This window comes from Pseudoalteromonas sp. (assembly GCF_041629635.1).
Classification (GTDB): Bacteria; Pseudomonadota; Gammaproteobacteria; order Enterobacterales; family Alteromonadaceae; genus Pseudoalteromonas.
The window spans coordinates 1-16,438 of record NZ_JBFKMX010000022.1 but is presented as its reverse complement, the minus strand read 5'-3'; the positions used below and the strand labels follow the sequence as shown (position 1 = coordinate 16,438).

Sequence of the window (16,438 nt, the reverse complement as noted above, 5' to 3'; positions counted from 1 at the left end):
TTGCTCTTTGAGGGCGCAATGAATTTAATTTTTGCTAGAAATACCTCGATGCAATTACGTTTGGTAATTGCCATTGTGTTAAGCGTGGTATTAATTATCGGTGACCGTTTCACTGATGGTGGTTCCAAAGTAAGGGCTAGCTTAAACACAATTGTTAGCCCTTTGTTTTACCTCGCAAACCTCCCTTATGAAATGTTCCGAGAAGGCAGTAAAAACTTGTCTTCTCATCAACGTCTAATGATTGAAAATGATGCTTTACGTGAAGCGCAATTGGTACAAAACCAAAAATTGCAGCAATATGAATTTTTAAAAGTCGAAAACCAAAAACTACGCGCATTATTGGGCTCTTCAAAAAAATTAGAAGACCGTAAGCTCATTGCGCAAGTACTGTCGGTTCACTCAAACCCTTATAGCCACCAAGTGCTAATAAATCGTGGCTTACTCGATGATGTTACAGAAAGTTTGGCAGTGATTGATGATAAGGGCATTGTTGGTCAAGTAACGAGTGTAGGGAGCACTACCAGTCGTGTATTACTCATTAGCGACACACAGCACGCTACGCCGGTACGAATTTTGCGAAACAATGTGCGCACTGTCGTTGAAGGCATCGGTAAAATTGATCAACTAAGACTATCACATGTGCCTCATAGTATGGATATTCGCATTGGCGATGTGTTGGTGAGTTCAGGTTTAGGTGGTGTTTTCCCTGAAGGTTACCCGGTTGCTACTGTGACTAGCATCAATCGCAATGAAGGCAGACCATTTTCAGAAGTATATGCCAGTCCCATTGCCGAACTTGATCGCATTCGTTTACTGATCTTACTTTGGCGTAATGAGGTAGCTAATGACTAGGCATCTAGGGTTTATTTTTTTATCTGTATTTGTTTCTTTGGTGTTGGCGCTGATGCCACTGCCAATCGCATTTGAAAAATATCGACCAGACCTTGTGCTATTAGTGATAATGTATTGGTCGATTGCGTTGCCACATCGTGTAAATATAGGCTTTGCTTGGATGGCGGGGTTAATTATTGACTTGGCCCTTGGTTCGCCTCTGGGTGTGCGCTCGCTTACTTACTCTATAGTAATTTACATTACCGCCAGTAACTATCAGAAAATTCGTAACTTTAGTGTTTGGCAGCAAGCAATGCTGGTAGCGCTTTTCTTGGCGCTTTATTATCTGCTAGTCTTTTGGTTAAACCACTTTTTACTCGATATTTATTTTTTGCCTCAGTACCTTTGGCCAGTGTTAACGGGCGCATTAGCGTGGCCTTGGTTGTTCTTATTACTGCGAAAATATCGACGCCATTTTAGGATCCGATAATGCCAACAAAAATTTACCTGGCCTCAGCATCGCCAAGACGAAAGCAGTTGCTTTCAAAATTGGATGTTGAGTTTGAACAGTTTACAACCGATATTGATGAAAGTCAGAGAGAAGGTGAGCCTGCTGAGATCTTTGTTTGTCGTCTTGCTGAAGAAAAAGCCAGAGCAGGAGTAGCAATTGCAGAGCATAACTTCCCCGTACTTGGTTCAGATACCATTGTGGTTTTAGATGGTAAGGTACTTGGTAAACCGCTAGACCATTCTGATGCAGTGGCAACTTTATCATCGCTTTCGGGGAAAACGCATCAAGTGATGACAGCTATTGCCTTTGCAAACACTGAACGTGTTAAGTCACAGTTAGTGACTACAGATGTGACATTTAAAGAGTTATCACAGCAAGAAATTAATGATTATTGCGTAACTAAAGAGCCCCTTGATAAGGCTGGTAGCTATGGTATTCAAGGCGGTGCAGGCCGTTTTGTGACAAAACTCAGCGGTAGTTATTTCGCTGTAATGGGCTTGCCACTTTATGAAACCGAATTACTGTTAAAAGAATTTATCAAGGAGGGTGTATGAGTTCGGAGCTATTAATAAACGTGACACCCAGTGAAAGTCGTGTTGCACTGATTGAAAATGGTGTGCTGCAAGAAGTACAGCTTGAGCGAGAAGGCAACCTTGGGATCGTTGGTAATATTTATCTTGGTAAAGTGAGCCGAGTATTACCAGGAATGCAAGCGGCATTTGTCGATATTGGCTTAGAAAAAGCAGCTTTTTTACATGCCTCAGACATTGTAAATAGCACATCGATTGCTGAAGGCGTAGATGATCAGCCGATTAAAAAAGTACAAGATATTCGCGAACTAGTTAGGCAAGGGCAGTACATTATGGTGCAAGTGGTTAAAGATCCACTGGGAACTAAAGGTGCTCGCTTAACAACAGACATCACCATTCCTTCCCGCTACTTGGTATTTATGCCGGATGCGACACATGTTGGTGTATCACAGCGAATAGAAAGTGAAGATGAGCGCGATCGATTGAGAAAAATAGTCGCGCCATTTCATGATCAAGAAGGCGGTTTTATTGTGCGCACTGCGGCCGAAGGCGCGACGGAATCAGAGCTTGAGCACGATGCAAAATTTCTCAAAAAGCTCTGGCACAAAATTGCGAAAAAGCGTAAAAAAACCAGAAAAGAGTCGATCTTGCATGAAGATCTAACTTTAGCGTTTCGCACACTTCGTGATTATGTTGGTGAAGATATGGAGCGCATTCGTGTAGACTCGAAGCTTACTTACCAACAATTAACAGCATTTACTGAAGAATTTGTTCCTGAGCTCGCCAAAGCCCTCGAATACTATCCTGGCGAACGTCCAATTTTTGATTTGTTTAGTGTGGAACATGAAATCCAAAAAGCGCTCGAGCGTAAGGTAGAATTAAAATCAGGTGGTTATCTTATTTTTGACCAAACTGAGGCAATGACCACGGTTGATGTAAATACCGGTGCCTTTGTTGGTCATCGAAATCTTGAAGAAACCATTTTCAATACTAATATTGAGGCAACCCAAGCAATAGCAAGGCAATTGCGTTTACGCAATTTGGGGGGCATTATCATTATCGACTTTATTGATATGGTAAGTGCAGAACACAAGCGTCGTGTGCTTCATAGTTTAGAAACAGCAATGGCACCGGATCGTGCAAAAACCAATATCAATGGCTTTTCAGCGCTTGGTCTTGTGGAAATGACCCGTAAACGCACCCGTGAAAGTTTAGAGCATATTTTGTGTGGTGAATGCCCAGTGTGTAAAGGGCGTGGCGCATTAAAAACAGTTGAAACAGTATGCTATGAAATTTTACGAGAAATTGTAAGGGTAAACCGAGCTTATGATGCCACTAAATTTGTGGTGTATGCATCCCCTGCCGTTAGTGAAGCACTCATCAATGATGAATATCATAACCTTGCTGAGCTTGAACTTTTTATCAAGAAACAAGTCAGTATTCAAACAGAAAGCTTGTATAATCAAGAGCAGTTTGATGTGGTGATGATGTAGTGCAAAAAGTAAGGCGCGCCTGTTTTTGGTGCTTGCGTAAAATTTGGCAAATATTCGCGATCAGCCTAGTGCTGATCGCTGTGCTTGTGTCGTTGTTAAAATATAGCTTGCCTTATGCGAATGACTATAAAGGTGAAATTGAAACGCTTTTAACCGAACAAATTGGAACTGACATAGCTATCGGTTCAATTTCTGCGGGATGGGAACATACGGGGCCCGCACTGGTATTAAATCAAGTTTCTTTCGGTAAAGAGCAATCTTTAGCGCTGGGTTTGTATGTAGAGCAATCACGTCTACATGTTAATGTTTGGCAATCTGTTTTACAGCGCAGATTAGTATCAAACTATTTTGTACTGTCTGGATTAAATGCCAGGGTTGATTTAAATCAGCCTATGCCAAGTCGCGAACAGAGCGAGGACGGTGCAAACTTAATCGATGTACTCGAAACCCTTTTTCTTGCTGAAAGTGGCCACTTCGCGGTCGAAAATAGTCAATTATTTATTAAAACTAAGCGCAATGAAAACCGCCAAATTGCGATAGAACGTGTGACTTGGCAAAATCGTAATACTCAGCATCAAGGTGTTGGTTACATTACTTTACCGGGGATTTCTGATAACCGTTTAGAAGTGATTTTAGATTTATACGGTGAGCACTTTTCAGAGGCATTTGGAACTTTGTTTGTTGAGAGTAAGCAACTCAATGCCAGTAGTTGGCTGCAAGATGTCTTTTCTGAAAAAGTGTCTGGGGTTAAAAGTGACATTAATTTCAAAGCTTGGGCGCGCTTTAAAGAGTTTAAAATCGAAAATGTTCAACTTGATTGGGCACCAAGCCAAATAACCTGGCAACAAGCAAAAGATAAAAAATCACTTCAAATTAACAGTGGTACCTTACGCCTTCGCCCAAATAATAATGCTTGGACGCTTGAAACTTCAGAGCTAAGTATTGGTGCAAACCAAAGTCAGTGGCCCGCTTTTGGCGGTAGACTAGACTTTTTGGGTGATAATCTAGTAGCTCATTGGCGAGACTTTCCGCTTGCTTTACTAAGTGATTTTGCGCCATTGATACCATTTGAGGAAATACACTTTGTTGAAAAATTAAGATTCAAGGGTACTGTTCCTGAGTTATATATTCGCTACAAGAATCAACAAGATTACTTTTTGACCGGGAAAGCCGAAGCGCTTTCATGGCAACATTACAAAGGTATTCCCGGTGTTCAAAACCTTGCTGTTGAGTTTATTGCAGATCAAGATGCGGCTAGGTTATCAATTCAGGGAAGTGATGATTACTTAATGACAGGCGAGTTATTCTCTCGTGCTGTTCCATATCAGCAGTTGGACATTGCAATCGATTTTATCAAGCAAGCAGAGGGCTGGCAGGTCCAAAGTGACACCATTTGGTTACATAACGATGAGTTAACATTTGCTGCTGAATTTTCACTTGATTTATTCGCTCAAGCAGAGCTAAGTTTATACGCTGAAATACAAGGGCCAGAAGTACTCAAAGCGCGTCATTATTTCCCTCGTGGTTATATGCCACAAGGCACCATTGACTATTTAAATCGTTCACTTCGTGCTGGTCGTATCGATCTGGCTCAAGTCCTTTGGCAAGGTAAGTTAAGTAATTTTCCATACCGAGATTATAATGGGCGCTTTTTAGTTGATGCTAAGGTTACCGAAGCAACTTTCAACTTTAATCAATCTTGGCCAGATATAACTGAGCTTGAAGCCGATTTGATATTCTCAAATGAACGCATGGATATTATCTCTGGACAGGGGGAATTGGCAGGCCTGCGTTTGGGGCAAGGGGTAGTTGTTAGTATTGATGATTTATCTCATGCAAATTTGCTGAATGTTGAAATTGAAACGACACAACAAGCTGAAAAATTACAGCCATTCTTTGCAGCTACACCGTTAAATAACTCGGTTGGTGCAGTGCTTGAGACAATTCAAGGACAGGGGCAAGTTTTCGGTAAAACACGCATTGAGGTACCACTCGGTGATGAGGGTGAGGTCGATGTTACTGGCTCTGTCAATTTGACAAATACACCAATTTACATTGCCAAACCAGGCATTCCATTTAAGAGCTTAAATGGCACGCTAACCTTCCATAACAGTAATATCACGCTTAAAAATGCAAGCGCAACGTGGCTTGATATGCCATTTAATTTTAGTTTAGAAGGCAAACCAAGTGGCGAGAATTACGCACTTTCACTAAATGGCGATGCGCTGTGGCAAGTGAAAGACATTGTTAGGAACACTCAAGGAGTTATGGCAGGTTATTTATCAGGTGTAGTTCCATTTGATATTGCCTTTGATATGACGTTGAAACCGCAAGGCTTTAATTATACTGCAAATGCAGACTCAAACTTGATTGGCTTAGGCGTTCATGTACCAGCACCTTATAATAAAAAAAGTGATGAAGTCTGGCCGCTATCGTTAACTGTGCAAGGTGATGAAATTTCAAATCTGATCACTGCTAATATCAACAAGCAGTTGTTTTTTAATAGCATTATTGATAATCGTGAAGCAGTTGTTTCTAATGCGCATTTAATTGTCGGTGAAAAAGATCTGGGCATAAATGCCTCTGGTTTTGATGTGTCGGTGAACTTAGCAAAAGCCGATATTGTAGAATGGATCCCCTTTATTGATCATTTGATTACCACGCCAAGTGAATCAACAAAGGCAAACACGGTGTTCCCTCCATTAAAAGAAGTAAATGCAAATATCGATTATGCCACTTTATCAGAAATTGAATTTAATGATTTAAATATCAATTTAACAGCACTCGCACAATCAACGCAGTTGAAAATAAATGGCAAAGAAGTTCGCGCTGAGGTGAGTATTCCCCGTGTGCTGGCACAGCGACCTGTATTTATTGAAGCGGATTATTTAAGGCTTAACTTTAAAGCACCACAAGAGCAAGTTGCTTTAGCACCGTTAGATAATTTTGATAGCCCGAAAGATAATCAATGGTTGATGCATTTACCCGCTATACGTTTTAATTGTGCGGATTGTAAAATTGATAATTATCAGTTGGATAAAGTTACTCTAGATTTAGATCCAGCAGATAATGGTTTACTGATAAGTCAAATGAATATTGATAAAGGAAAACATCAGTTTGTAGGCAATGGGAGTTGGCAAAAACAAAAAACTAACCTAGTTGGTAAGCTTGTTAGTAAAGATATTGGTGAGCTGACTGATGAGTTTGACTTAACAAGTTCGATTAAAGAGTCAAACGCTGAAATCGATATCGATTTATTTTGGTATGGTACACCCTATGAGTTCAATACGGAATCATTCTCCGGTGATATAAAATGGCGCTTAGGTGATGGTTATATTACCGATATTAGTGACGGTGGTGCACGCGTTTTCTCTCTACTCAGTCTTGATTCTTTGGTGCGTAAACTTAAACTCGATTTCCGAGATGTCTTTGCAAAAGGCTTTTTTTACAACAGTATGAAAGGCACCATGCAGATTGATAAAGGCGTGGCATATACCAAGGATACTGAATTAAATGGTGTACCAGCCGATTTAACAATTAAAGGTTACGCGGATTTAAATACCCGAAAAATCGACTATACCATGTGGGTTGCCCCTGAAGTGACTTCAAGTATTCCAGTGATTGTGGCTTGGATGGTCAACCCGGTAACAGGATTAGCAGCGCTTGCTATCGATAAAGTACTTCATTCAGCAAGAGTTATTTCAGAGATTGAATACACCATTACAGGCACATTTGATGAACCCGTTGTAACAGAAAAAGGTAAGAAAAGTCGCGAGATTGAAATCCCGCAGCTAAAAATTGAACAATTACCTGATGAAAAGAAAGTGGTTCCAGTTACTGATGAGTCGCAATCGAGTGAACAAAGTACAGAGGAGAAAATCCAATGATCGCTGTATTACAATGGACTCTAAGCTCAGTACCGGATAAAAATCTCGCTTATTTACGCCAAGAGCTAAATCAGCTTCGTGACAAATATAAAAACGAAGAATTACTTGTTTGCCTACCTGAAGGCTTTGCTTGTTTTGATGCCGAACCGAGTAAATTAATAGCCTTTTCTCATGCGAGTCAAGCATTTATTCGTGAAGTGTGTGATCTTGCTAAAGAATATAATGTTTGGCTTAGTGCTGGTACTATTCCAATCGGTGATGGTGACAAGTATTACGCAGCATCACTATTGATTAATTCAAGAGGGGAAGTAGTTGCACGCTATAACAAAATTCATTTATTTGATGTCGATGTTCAAGATAGTAAAAAGAGTTACCGCGAGTCAAGTTCAACCATAGCGGGTAGAGATCTTGTTGTAGCTGATACGCCATTTGGCAAAATAGGCTTAACGGTTTGTTACGATATGCGTTTTCCTGGGTTATTCGGCGCCCTTAGAGCGCGTGGTGCTGATATTATTCTGGTACCTTCGGCATTTACAGTACCCACAGGTAAAGCTCACTGGCTGCCTCTTTTGCAAGCGCGTGCAATTGAAAATCAAGTTTTTATCGTAGCTGCCGCAACAACAGGCACACATGACCGAGGGCGCGAAACCTATGGTCATAGTGTGGTGATATCGCCGTGGGGTGAAATTGAAGCGATGTTAGCAACAGAGCCAAACAATATCGTATACTTACCCAATATGGATAAATTGACAGAAATTAGGCAAAAAATGCCGCTGATGTCACATAACCAATTTAATTATGAGTTTAAACATGAGCAATAACGTAGAACAGCATTTATTAACGCAAAGCGGCCTTTCTCGCCAAGATTTGCTCGACAGTTTGTCTTTAATTCAAGAACACCAAATTGATTATGCCGATTTATACTTTCAATCAAGTCACCATGAATCATGGGTACTCGAAGATGGCATCGTAAAGGATGGTAGCTACAACATCGAGCGAGGTGTTGGCGTTAGAGCTATTTCAGGTGAGAAAACGGGTTTTTCTTATTCTGATGCCATCAACAAAAATGCCATTACTCAAGCAGCACTTGCTGCGAGAACCGTTGCTGATAAAAACAGTGCCGGAACCACCACAAGTAAAATTCAGATGGTGGAATTAGATAAGTATATTGTCCAGCCGATTATGCCAATCAGCAGTTTAAAAGACAGCGAGAAAATTGATTTACTTAAGCAATTGGATGCTTACATCCGTCAAATTGCGCCGAATGCATCTCAAGTGGTGTGTTCGATGGCCGCTGTGTATGAAGAAGTTTTGATTGCTGCAAGTGATGGTACCTTCGCGACTGATATTCGCCCACTTATTCGCTTAAATACTTCAGTATTATTAGAGCAAAATGGCAAGCGTGAGCGCGGTAGTGCTGGCGGTGGAGCACGTTTAGATTATGGGTATTTTTACGAATTAGTGGATGGAAAGCCGCGCTGGATGAGTTATGCCGATGAAGCAGTGCGTCTTGCTAATGTTAATTTAAAAGCCGTAGAAGCCCCTGCTGGTACGATGCCGGTAGTGCTTGGTGGCGGTTGGCCTGGCGTACTATTGCATGAAGCAGTTGGCCATGGTTTAGAAGGTGATTTTAACCGTAAAGGCTCATCGGCATTTAGCGGTAAAGTAGGTCAGCAAGTGGCGTCTAGCCTATGTACCGTTGTTGATGATGGTACAATAGATAACCGCCGCGGCTCGCTTAATGTGGATGACGAGGGGGTTGCCGCGGGTTATAACGTGCTGATTGAGAATGGTGTGTTGAAAGGCTATATGCAAGATAAGCTCAATGCGCGCTTAATGGGGGTTGCACCAACGGGCAATGGGCGTCGTGAGTCTTATGCGCACTTACCTATGCCACGTATGACTAATACATATATGCTACCTGGTGAAAGTACTCAACAAGAAATTATCGAAAGTGTTGAAAACGGTATTTTCGCGACGAATTTTGCAGGTGGCCAAGTAGATATTACTTCGGGTAAGTTCGTGTTCTCTGCATCAGAAGCGTATTTAATTAAAGATGGCAAAGTAACTCAACCTATCAAAGGGGCAACCCTAATTGGTAACGGCCCAGATGTAATGCATAAAATCTCAATGGTAGGTAATGACTTATCACTTGATAATGGCGTGGGCGTATGCGGCAAAGATGGTCAAAGTGTGCCCGTTGGTGTTGGTCAGCCCAGCTTAAAAATTGATGAATTAACGGTGGGTGGTACAGCTGCTTAAATTGTTATACTGATTTTAACAAAAGAAAAAACGCTGCAATTGCAGCGTTTTTTGGTGGTTAATTTAGGTTAATTAGAGTAACTGTATTTTCAATAGCTTAAATGTTGTTTGACCGCTTGGACTTGTGATCTCAATAGTGAGGTTAGCAGTAGCTGATTGATCGTCTTCAGCAAGCGTGTTTTTCAAATCAAAGCTGATGCTTTGTCCACCAAATACATTTTTAGATCTTGCAGTTGATATAGATACATTAGCATCAATATCAGCTTGGCTAATTGGATTTGGCGTTCCCGTCGTATTACCTACAGTAAAACTTGTCTGGCCAACGAGTTCACCTTCATCAGTCGCTATAGACACTGTTGAGTTAAATGGCAGTGTTTGCATTGCTGTATCAGCAAAATATAAAGTGTAGGCTTGGCTAGATGCTCTTTTAATTGCTGTTGGTGTTAACGTATTGCTGTTGTCCGCAATGAGAGTTTCTGTGTTATTTGCTTCATAAAGTGCCCATTTACTTACGCCACTTGCCATAATAAGTACTAATGACTTACGTACATTTATTAAACTTTGTGCTGCGCATAAATCCCCTGAACACTGAGGACCATTAAACATGCCATCGTCACTGGCAAATACTTTATTGTTATCGAAGTCGATAAAGATTTCGCCTTGGTCGTATTGGTCGTTTTCATTGTCATCACGCCACGCTTCTGACATATCAATAAAACCAGACGGTAGGTATTGTGCACGACCGAAGCCACTTGATACCTCGTTATTAACGACAGGGTTACCATCTTGATTATCAAACAGGTTATTACCATTGGTATCGAAGAAGGTTTCATGGCCAATTGCAGTAGCGAGAATAGTAGATCTGTGGTTAAAAACACGAGGTTCACTACTTTGCCAAGTAACAGAGCAGGAGCCATTGGTTGTTTGGCAACTTGGCTCAATTTGACCACCCTCAGTAGTAAAGTTGACGGTTGTGCCATCTGGCACTGGGTTATTAAAGCTATCAGCTAACCAAGCTGTTATTTCGGTCGTAACGCCATTGATACTGTTACTCTCCGGATTGAGTACCGCAGCTGAAAGTGAAATACTGTTTTGGTCGGCAAGCCCAGTATTAACAGACAATAAGTCGGACTGGCTGATAATTTCAACGCTTTCGCCTGCGTCATTTGTTGTTGCTGCGCTAGCAGTAACGCGCACAGGTGTGGGTACCGTACCCGAAATAACTTTTGTACTGACTTCACCTTGCGAATTAGTAACGGCTGTTTTCGGAGAAACTTCTAATCCACCTACATTCGTACTGGCACTAAAGTTTACTTCTTGTTGAGCGAGTAAGTTACTTTGCTTTCCCTTAACGCGAAAAGTAATGGTTGAAACTTCCTGCCTACCAACGCCACCAGTACCTTTAAGTACAATTGAATTAGGTTCTGCTGAGACAAATTCAATGGCACCGAGTGCTTCACCTGATAAGTTAATATCTTGCGTTAAGATAATATTACTGCCGTTTACTGTTACGCTTGTAATTATTTGGTCTTGATTACCAGTGGCGCCAGCACAGCTGATATCTTTATAAGTTGAGTTGGCTTCGCCGTTAATAGTAAGTACTTGCTCATCAATACTGGCTTTGCTGTTTAGCACGCAATTAGAGCTAAAGTTAACCGCAGTGGGGGTGGTAATAACTTGCTCATTTTCATCAACTAAAACTAGTGATAAACCAAGTGTTCCACCCGCCGCTAAATCGACGCTGCCATCACTTTGACGCGTAACACTTAATTTCAATTGGTTAGCGATAAAATTACCATCGTTATCAAAGTAACCAACTTGTACCACAGGTGTTTCGATATCATCAGCACTGAGTACTTGGTAATTAATCTGTGAGCTAACACTATTGCTCTCATCTAATTGATAAGTAGCAACGGCTGTTGCAGCACCAATTGGGCTATCACTTGCTAATGTTAGTAACACATTTGCATTACCATTAGTGTCAGTAAGCCAAGAGCTTGCATTAAGCTCACCTATTTCAGCTGTAAAGCGAATAGGCTGATTACTAATCGGGTTATTTTCTTTATCAACCAAGTTTGCCTTCAAGGTAATTACTTCACCTTGTTTTGCGCTATTAATCGCAGCATCTCCAACAAAACTCGAGAGGGATACAACTGGTAACGTGGTTGTTTGATTGGTGTCTCGCAAAAATTCAAAACTCGCACTGTCGCTGGCACCTTGCGAACTCGCAGTAACATCGGCTGCGCCGATATCAGAGCTAGCACTGGTAAGCAGAACTTGGGCAACACCATCAGAATTTGTTAGCTTGCTACTTGGCGAGAGTGAGCCTAAAGGGGTTTCAAAACTGACACTGGTGTTAACAACCGATGCGTTATTTTTGCTTAAATAGGCTTCAATACAAAAAGTAGAACCAGCAACAAGCGAAGGTGATGTCATTGGTTGGCAATTTTCATCAAGCACAGAGACAGCAACTAATGTTGGCGCATCTGGGTCGGGTGGTGTGACTTCTTCATTTTTTCCTGAAGAGCCGTTACACGCTGCAAGCGCAGATGCAGTAAGTAAAATACTAAGTTGCCTTATTGTGCTCATGCTTATCCTTAACCGTTGCTGTTGGTTTTATTGTGTGATTACCTGCTTTAAACACTGGAAAATTTCACGGTAAGCTTTTGCTGGCTTATTCGCTTCTTTTTCTTTTTTCGCTTGGCGTGTTAATTGGCGTAATCTTTGTCTATCGAGTTCTGGATATTCAGATACTAACTCATTGATCTTATTGTCGCCAACTTCAATTAGCTCATCACGAATATGCTCTAATTTGTGAAATAGCACATTTCCTTGAGCATGTTTATTTTTAATGATGTCTACCGCTTTGGTGATCTCTTCAATATTGGTCGCTAGGCGTAAACACTTAGCAATATAGTTTAAGTGTCTGCGGTAAGCTTCGGTTTTTTCTTTGAGGCGATCAGCAAGCTCCATTGCCTCAATCAATTCTTCATTGAGCGGAATTGTTTTTCGCTGCTTTTTACTTAGTGCAGCAATATCAGCACCAAGTTCATGTAATTCTTTCGCATCACGCTTTAATTCAGCACGCGATACATAAATAATTTCTTCCTCTGGCGTATCGAAATCAACTTTGTTCTTTTTGGCCATGGTGTCTCCACAAATTAATATTGTTACGTCGATTACTGCAATTGGTGTGAAACCAAAAGGTAAATACGTAATTTCTTTATATTATACGTGAAAAATACGCTGTGATGCTCTGCCTTATGACGCTATTTTTGATATGCTTAAAAAAATAGTTAAATTTAAGCTCAATTCCTTATGCACGCAGATTCAAACGATCCAATTTTTCAGCGCCTTGACGAAGTTAAACAGGCTGTGAGCGAAGCGCTCGATTATGCAAAACAGTTAGGTGCAAGCTCTGCTGAAGCGGCGATGTCGAGCACATCTGGTTTGTCAGTATCAACACGTTTAGGCGAAGTTGAAACGATAGAATACAACCAAGATGGTGCACTGGGCATTAGCGTTTATGTTGGTAATAAAAAAGGGTCTGCATCTACTGCTGATTTAAGTGCCGATGCACTTAAAACCGTGGTTGCTAAGGCGGTAGAAATTGCAAAATATACTTCTGAAGACCCATGTAATGGGGTTGCAGACAAAGAACTACTTGATTTTGCGCCGCGCGATTTAGATTTATACCACCCTTGGCAGGTGTCTGCTGAACAGGGAATTGAGTTGTGTAAACAAGCTGAAAGTGCAGCAATGCAATTTGATAAGCGTATTTCTAACTCTGATGGTGCAAGTTTCTCAAGTCATAATGGATTACGTGTGTATGGTAACAGTTATGGCCAGCTTATAGGTTTTCCTCGTAGTCGTCATAGCATCAGTTGTATGGTGATTGGTGAAGAAAATGGCATGATGCAGCGCGATTCTGCTTATACTATTGCTCGTAAGCAAGATGGACTTCGCAGTGCGCAAAGCGTTGGTATTGAAGCAGCACAAGAGACTATTGCCCGTTTAAATTGCCGTCGCATTCCTACCGGTAAATACCCTGTTGTTTTTCGTGCCGACATTGCAAGCTCACTGTTTGGCCACTTAGTTTCAGCGATTGGCGGTGGCGCGTTATATCGCAAATCAAGCTTCTTACTGGATAGCTTAGACACGCAAGTGTTTAGTAAGCATGTCAATATTGAGGAGCGTCCACATATTTTAGGCGGGTTAGCTTCGTCTTCTGTGGATAGTGAAGGGGTTAAAACCATCGACCGCGAAATAATTAAAGATGGCGAATTACAAACCTATTTACTAGCAAGTTATGCGTCACGTAAATTAGGTATGCAAGCAACAGGGCATGCTGGTGGTATTCACAACTGGTTAGTTGAAGCGTCACATCAAGATTTAAAAACAGTGCTAAATGAAATGGGTACAGGTTTACTGGTTACAGAGGTGATGGGACAAGGCGTAAATATTGTAACGGGTGATTATTCAAGAGGCGCAGCTGGTTTTTGGGTTGAAAATGGTGAAATTCAATACCCTGTAAGTGAAGTAACAATTGCTGGCAACTTAAAAGATATGTTCTTAAAAATTGCAGCAATTGGTGGAGATGTTGACTTACGCGGCAGTATTCAGACTGGTTCTGTATTAATCGAAAGTATGTCGATTGCAGGCGAATAATTACCTTACCAATATTGCTCAACAGTAATATTGCCAGGCTTTGCACGGCGATTTCGTGTAAAGCCTAAGTCTAATAAAATCTGAGTGGTTTCTTTTACCATTTCAGGATTACCACACAGCATAAACTGGCTGTTTTCAGGTGATGCCTCTACTCCAACATAATCAAATAGCGTTTTTGATGTAAGAGCGTTGGTGATCCGCCCAGATAAGCCGTCCGTTATGGTTTCTTGGCTGACCATAGCTACGAATGTGAGAGGATGAGATTGGCAAGTGTTAACTATGAGTTCTTGATAAACCAGATCTTCTTTTTTACGCACACCGTGAACTAAAATTACTTTTTCAAACTTTTGCCAGAGCTCTGGATCGCCGAGCATAGATAAAAAAGGCCCAATGGCGGTACCTGTTGAAAGTAGCCATAGGTATTTAGACGATGGTACTTCATCCAGGGTAAAAAAACCGGAAGATTGTTCTGCAACGTGTACAGTTTCGCCAATGGATAATTCAGATAAAGGTGGTGATAACAAACCATCTTGCACAGTGACTAGCAAAAATTCATGTAAGTCAGATTGTGAAGGGGTATTTACAAAGGAATATGCGCGGGCAATTTTTTTATCTTCAATTGTCATAGCAAGTTTAGTAAATTGCCCAGCTTTATAACTTGGCAATGATGCACTAAGCGTTAGGCTGAATAATTTTTGATTCCACCATTTTATGTCTGTTACTGTGCCATCGATCCAATTTGCCATTTCTATTCCTTAAAAAACTTATTTAGGGTTAGTTTAACTGTGGCAGTTAAATTTAAAATTTCAATTAAAATTATTCAGAGGAAATAAGATGTTAGGCGAAGTTGCAGCATTGGCAGCTGCATTTTTTTGGGCTTTAGCGAGCGTGTTGTATGGGCGTTTTAGTCATCACTTTAGTGCGTTACAGCTTAATTTAATTAAAGGTATTTTCGCCTCTTCTCTGATGTTGATAACCCTACCTTTATTACCCGAAGTAAATTTTGAGTTATCACAGCAACATATGCTGATTTTATTACTATCGGGAGTCATCGGGATCGCCATTGGCGATAGTGCCTATTTTGCCTCTTTAAAGCGGATCGGGGTGAATAAAACTTTATTACTTGAATCCATTGCGCCACCGCTTTCAGGTATTTTAGCTGTTTTGTTACTTGGTAGTTTATTGAATTGGCAAAGCTGGCTAGGTGTATTGGTTACAACATTTGCTGTGGCATTAGTGGTGATGCAACCAGAAGAAAATAAGCAAGCGGTGAATGCATCGGGTATTGGGTTTGGATTATTGGCAAGTGTGTGCCAGGCATCGGGTGTAGTTATTTCACACTATGCGCTTGTTGCAGGTGATATAGAGCCATTGTTAGGAGCTTTGTTGCGTTTATTTGCAGGTATTAGCGCTATATTTATTATGTTAGTGCTGTTTAAACGTAATGAGTTCTTTGCTATAGCTTGTGGCTTTCGTAAATTAGCTAGCCGCGAATTTGCTTTGCTGTTGCTTGCTATCATTGTGGGAACATTTTTAACACTTTGGTTGCAGCAAGTTGCTTTGAAATATGCCAACCCTGCAGTAGCGCAAACACTAATTGCTACATCGCCTTTATTTATTTTGTTTTTCGCTATCGTTAAAGGGCAAATTCCTTCAACAAAAACAACTATTGGCACATTGCTGGCGATAGCGGGTATATCGTTATTTTTTATTTTTCGATAATAGAAAGGTGGCAGTGGCCACCTTTTCTAGAGCGTTAATTGTTAATTTGATGCCTCTTTAATTGGCGTGATAATCGCATTATTCTCTATCATCTGTTCAAAACGATTATCTGGAACATGTAACGCAGGTCCAGTGCTTTGAATACTCTTTCCAGCCTGTTTGATTGCTTTCGTAGCGCTTACAGTTGGGCAGCTTCCAGTTTCCATATGATACAGGGCGGTAGATAACATGCCTTCTGAAATATCGCCCATAGGACGTGTTAGATCGTCAGTTACCGTACAACCCTTAATTTCTGTTTGGAAATTTGGATTCTGTTTTGGAATAAAGCCATCAGAGTATTCACCAAAGCCTTTTTCATTCACACCACTAAACTGGATGGTGAAGTACATTGTGCTGCAGTTATCTGTTGGTACAAAGCCATAAGGTTTGCCACAAGTTTGTCCACCTATTAATACCACGTCAAGATCAATGCCCGCAAGACCATTGATCAGTGCTTCACTGGCAGAGCAGGTTGAGCCACTTGAGATCACATAC

The 16,438-nt window shown here is 41.0% G+C and carries 12 protein-coding genes and 1 pseudogene; 9 read left to right on the top strand and 4 right to left on the bottom strand.

What is annotated here, in order from left to right:
* The first annotated feature begins 18 nt into the window (after positions 1-18).
* Genes mreC through tldD form a run of 7 tightly spaced genes read left to right on the top strand, consistent with a single transcriptional unit; the run spans position 19 to position 9,514 of the window.
* The gene (gene mreC / locus ABYD77_RS05305) at positions 19-852 is read left to right on the top strand and encodes a rod shape-determining protein MreC (protein ID WP_372767718.1); all 834 of its coding nucleotides are present in this window, start codon (positions 19-21) and stop codon (positions 850-852) included.
* Complete coding sequence (mreD, locus tag ABYD77_RS05300; RefSeq protein ID WP_372767716.1) at positions 845-1,321, top strand: rod shape-determining protein MreD; 477 nt, start codon at positions 845-847, stop codon at positions 1,319-1,321. Before mreC ends, mreD begins: the two co-directional genes overlap by 8 nt.
* A complete protein-coding gene (locus tag ABYD77_RS05295; RefSeq protein WP_372767714.1) occupies positions 1,321-1,896 on the top strand; it encodes a nucleoside triphosphate pyrophosphatase in 576 nt (191 codons plus the stop codon). Before mreD ends, ABYD77_RS05295 begins: the two co-directional genes overlap by 1 nt.
* A complete protein-coding gene (rng, locus tag ABYD77_RS05290) occupies positions 1,893-3,365 on the top strand; it encodes a ribonuclease G (protein WP_372767712.1) in 1,473 nt (490 codons plus the stop codon). Before ABYD77_RS05295 ends, rng begins: the two co-directional genes overlap by 4 nt.
* Positions 3,365-7,252 (top strand): YhdP family protein, encoded by a 3,888-nt coding sequence (locus ABYD77_RS05285; RefSeq protein ID WP_372767710.1) that lies wholly within the window; start codon positions 3,365-3,367, stop codon positions 7,250-7,252. The genes rng and ABYD77_RS05285 overlap by 1 nt, the downstream gene beginning before the upstream one ends.
* Entirely contained in the window at positions 7,249-8,073 is an 825-nt protein-coding gene (locus ABYD77_RS05280; protein ID WP_372767708.1) for a carbon-nitrogen hydrolase family protein, read from the top strand. The genes ABYD77_RS05285 and ABYD77_RS05280 overlap by 4 nt, the downstream gene beginning before the upstream one ends.
* Positions 8,063-9,514 (top strand): metalloprotease TldD, encoded by a 1,452-nt coding sequence (tldD, locus tag ABYD77_RS05275; RefSeq protein ID WP_372767706.1) that lies wholly within the window; start codon positions 8,063-8,065, stop codon positions 9,512-9,514. The genes ABYD77_RS05280 and tldD overlap by 11 nt, the downstream gene beginning before the upstream one ends.
* A 72-nt stretch (positions 9,515-9,586) precedes the next feature.
* Here tldD and ABYD77_RS05270 read toward each other — a convergent pair whose 3' ends face one another.
* Together ABYD77_RS05270 and yjgA are read right to left on the bottom strand one after the other, a co-directional pair.
* Positions 9,587-12,103, bottom strand: a complete 2,517-nt coding sequence (locus ABYD77_RS05270) for a hypothetical protein (protein WP_372767704.1) — start codon at positions 12,101-12,103, stop codon at positions 9,587-9,589.
* A gap of 27 nt (positions 12,104-12,130) precedes the next feature.
* Positions 12,131-12,661 carry a ribosome biogenesis factor YjgA gene (gene yjgA / locus ABYD77_RS05265; RefSeq protein WP_372767702.1) on the bottom strand — a complete coding sequence of 177 codons (531 nt, stop codon included), beginning with the start codon at positions 12,659-12,661 and terminating at the stop codon, positions 12,131-12,133.
* Positions 12,662-12,832: 171 nt separating this feature from the next.
* On the opposite strand from yjgA, the gene pmbA reads away from it, so the two are divergent.
* Positions 12,833-14,182, top strand: coding sequence for a metalloprotease PmbA (gene pmbA, locus ABYD77_RS05260; protein WP_372767700.1), 1,350 nt, complete (start codon positions 12,833-12,835; stop codon positions 14,180-14,182).
* A gap of 5 nt (positions 14,183-14,187) precedes the next feature.
* Here the strand turns inward: pmbA and ABYD77_RS05255 are convergent, their stop codons facing one another.
* Positions 14,188-14,928, bottom strand: coding sequence for a ferredoxin--NADP reductase (locus ABYD77_RS05255; RefSeq protein ID WP_372767698.1), 741 nt, complete (start codon positions 14,926-14,928; stop codon positions 14,188-14,190).
* A gap of 88 nt (positions 14,929-15,016) precedes the next feature.
* On the opposite strand from ABYD77_RS05255, the gene ABYD77_RS05250 reads away from it, so the two are divergent.
* A complete protein-coding gene (locus tag ABYD77_RS05250) occupies positions 15,017-15,904 on the top strand; it encodes an EamA family transporter (RefSeq protein ID WP_372767696.1) in 888 nt (295 codons plus the stop codon).
* Positions 15,905-15,945: 41 nt separating this feature from the next.
* Here ABYD77_RS05250 and ABYD77_RS05245 read toward each other — a convergent pair.
* Positions 15,946-16,438: pseudogene (locus tag ABYD77_RS05245) on the bottom strand (peptidase); the annotation flags it as partial.

What these genes read in the sequence shown, in the direction of transcription:
- mreC (WP_372767718.1), top strand. Translation starts at nt 19, where the DNA reads ATGAATTTAATTTTTGCTAGAAATACCTCGATGCAATTACGTTTGGTA.
- mreD (WP_372767716.1), top strand. Translation starts at nt 845, where the DNA reads ATGACTAGGCATCTAGGGTTTATTTTTTTATCTGTATTTGTTTCTTTG.
- ABYD77_RS05295 (WP_372767714.1), top strand. Translation starts at nt 1,321, where the DNA reads ATGCCAACAAAAATTTACCTGGCCTCAGCATCGCCAAGACGAAAGCAG.
- rng (WP_372767712.1), top strand. Translation starts at nt 1,893, where the DNA reads ATGAGTTCGGAGCTATTAATAAACGTGACACCCAGTGAAAGTCGTGTT.
- ABYD77_RS05280 (WP_372767708.1), top strand. Translation starts at nt 7,249, where the DNA reads ATGATCGCTGTATTACAATGGACTCTAAGCTCAGTACCGGATAAAAAT.
- tldD (WP_372767706.1), top strand. Translation starts at nt 8,063, where the DNA reads ATGAGCAATAACGTAGAACAGCATTTATTAACGCAAAGCGGCCTTTCT.
- ABYD77_RS05270 (WP_372767704.1), bottom strand. Translation starts at nt 12,103, where the DNA reads ATGAGCACAATAAGGCAACTTAGTATTTTACTTACTGCATCTGCGCTT.
- yjgA (WP_372767702.1), bottom strand. Translation starts at nt 12,661, where the DNA reads ATGGCCAAAAAGAACAAAGTTGATTTCGATACGCCAGAGGAAGAAATT.
- pmbA (WP_372767700.1), top strand. Translation starts at nt 12,833, where the DNA reads ATGCACGCAGATTCAAACGATCCAATTTTTCAGCGCCTTGACGAAGTT.
- ABYD77_RS05255 (WP_372767698.1), bottom strand. Translation starts at nt 14,928, where the DNA reads ATGGCAAATTGGATCGATGGCACAGTAACAGACATAAAATGGTGGAAT.
- ABYD77_RS05250 (WP_372767696.1), top strand. Translation starts at nt 15,017, where the DNA reads ATGTTAGGCGAAGTTGCAGCATTGGCAGCTGCATTTTTTTGGGCTTTA.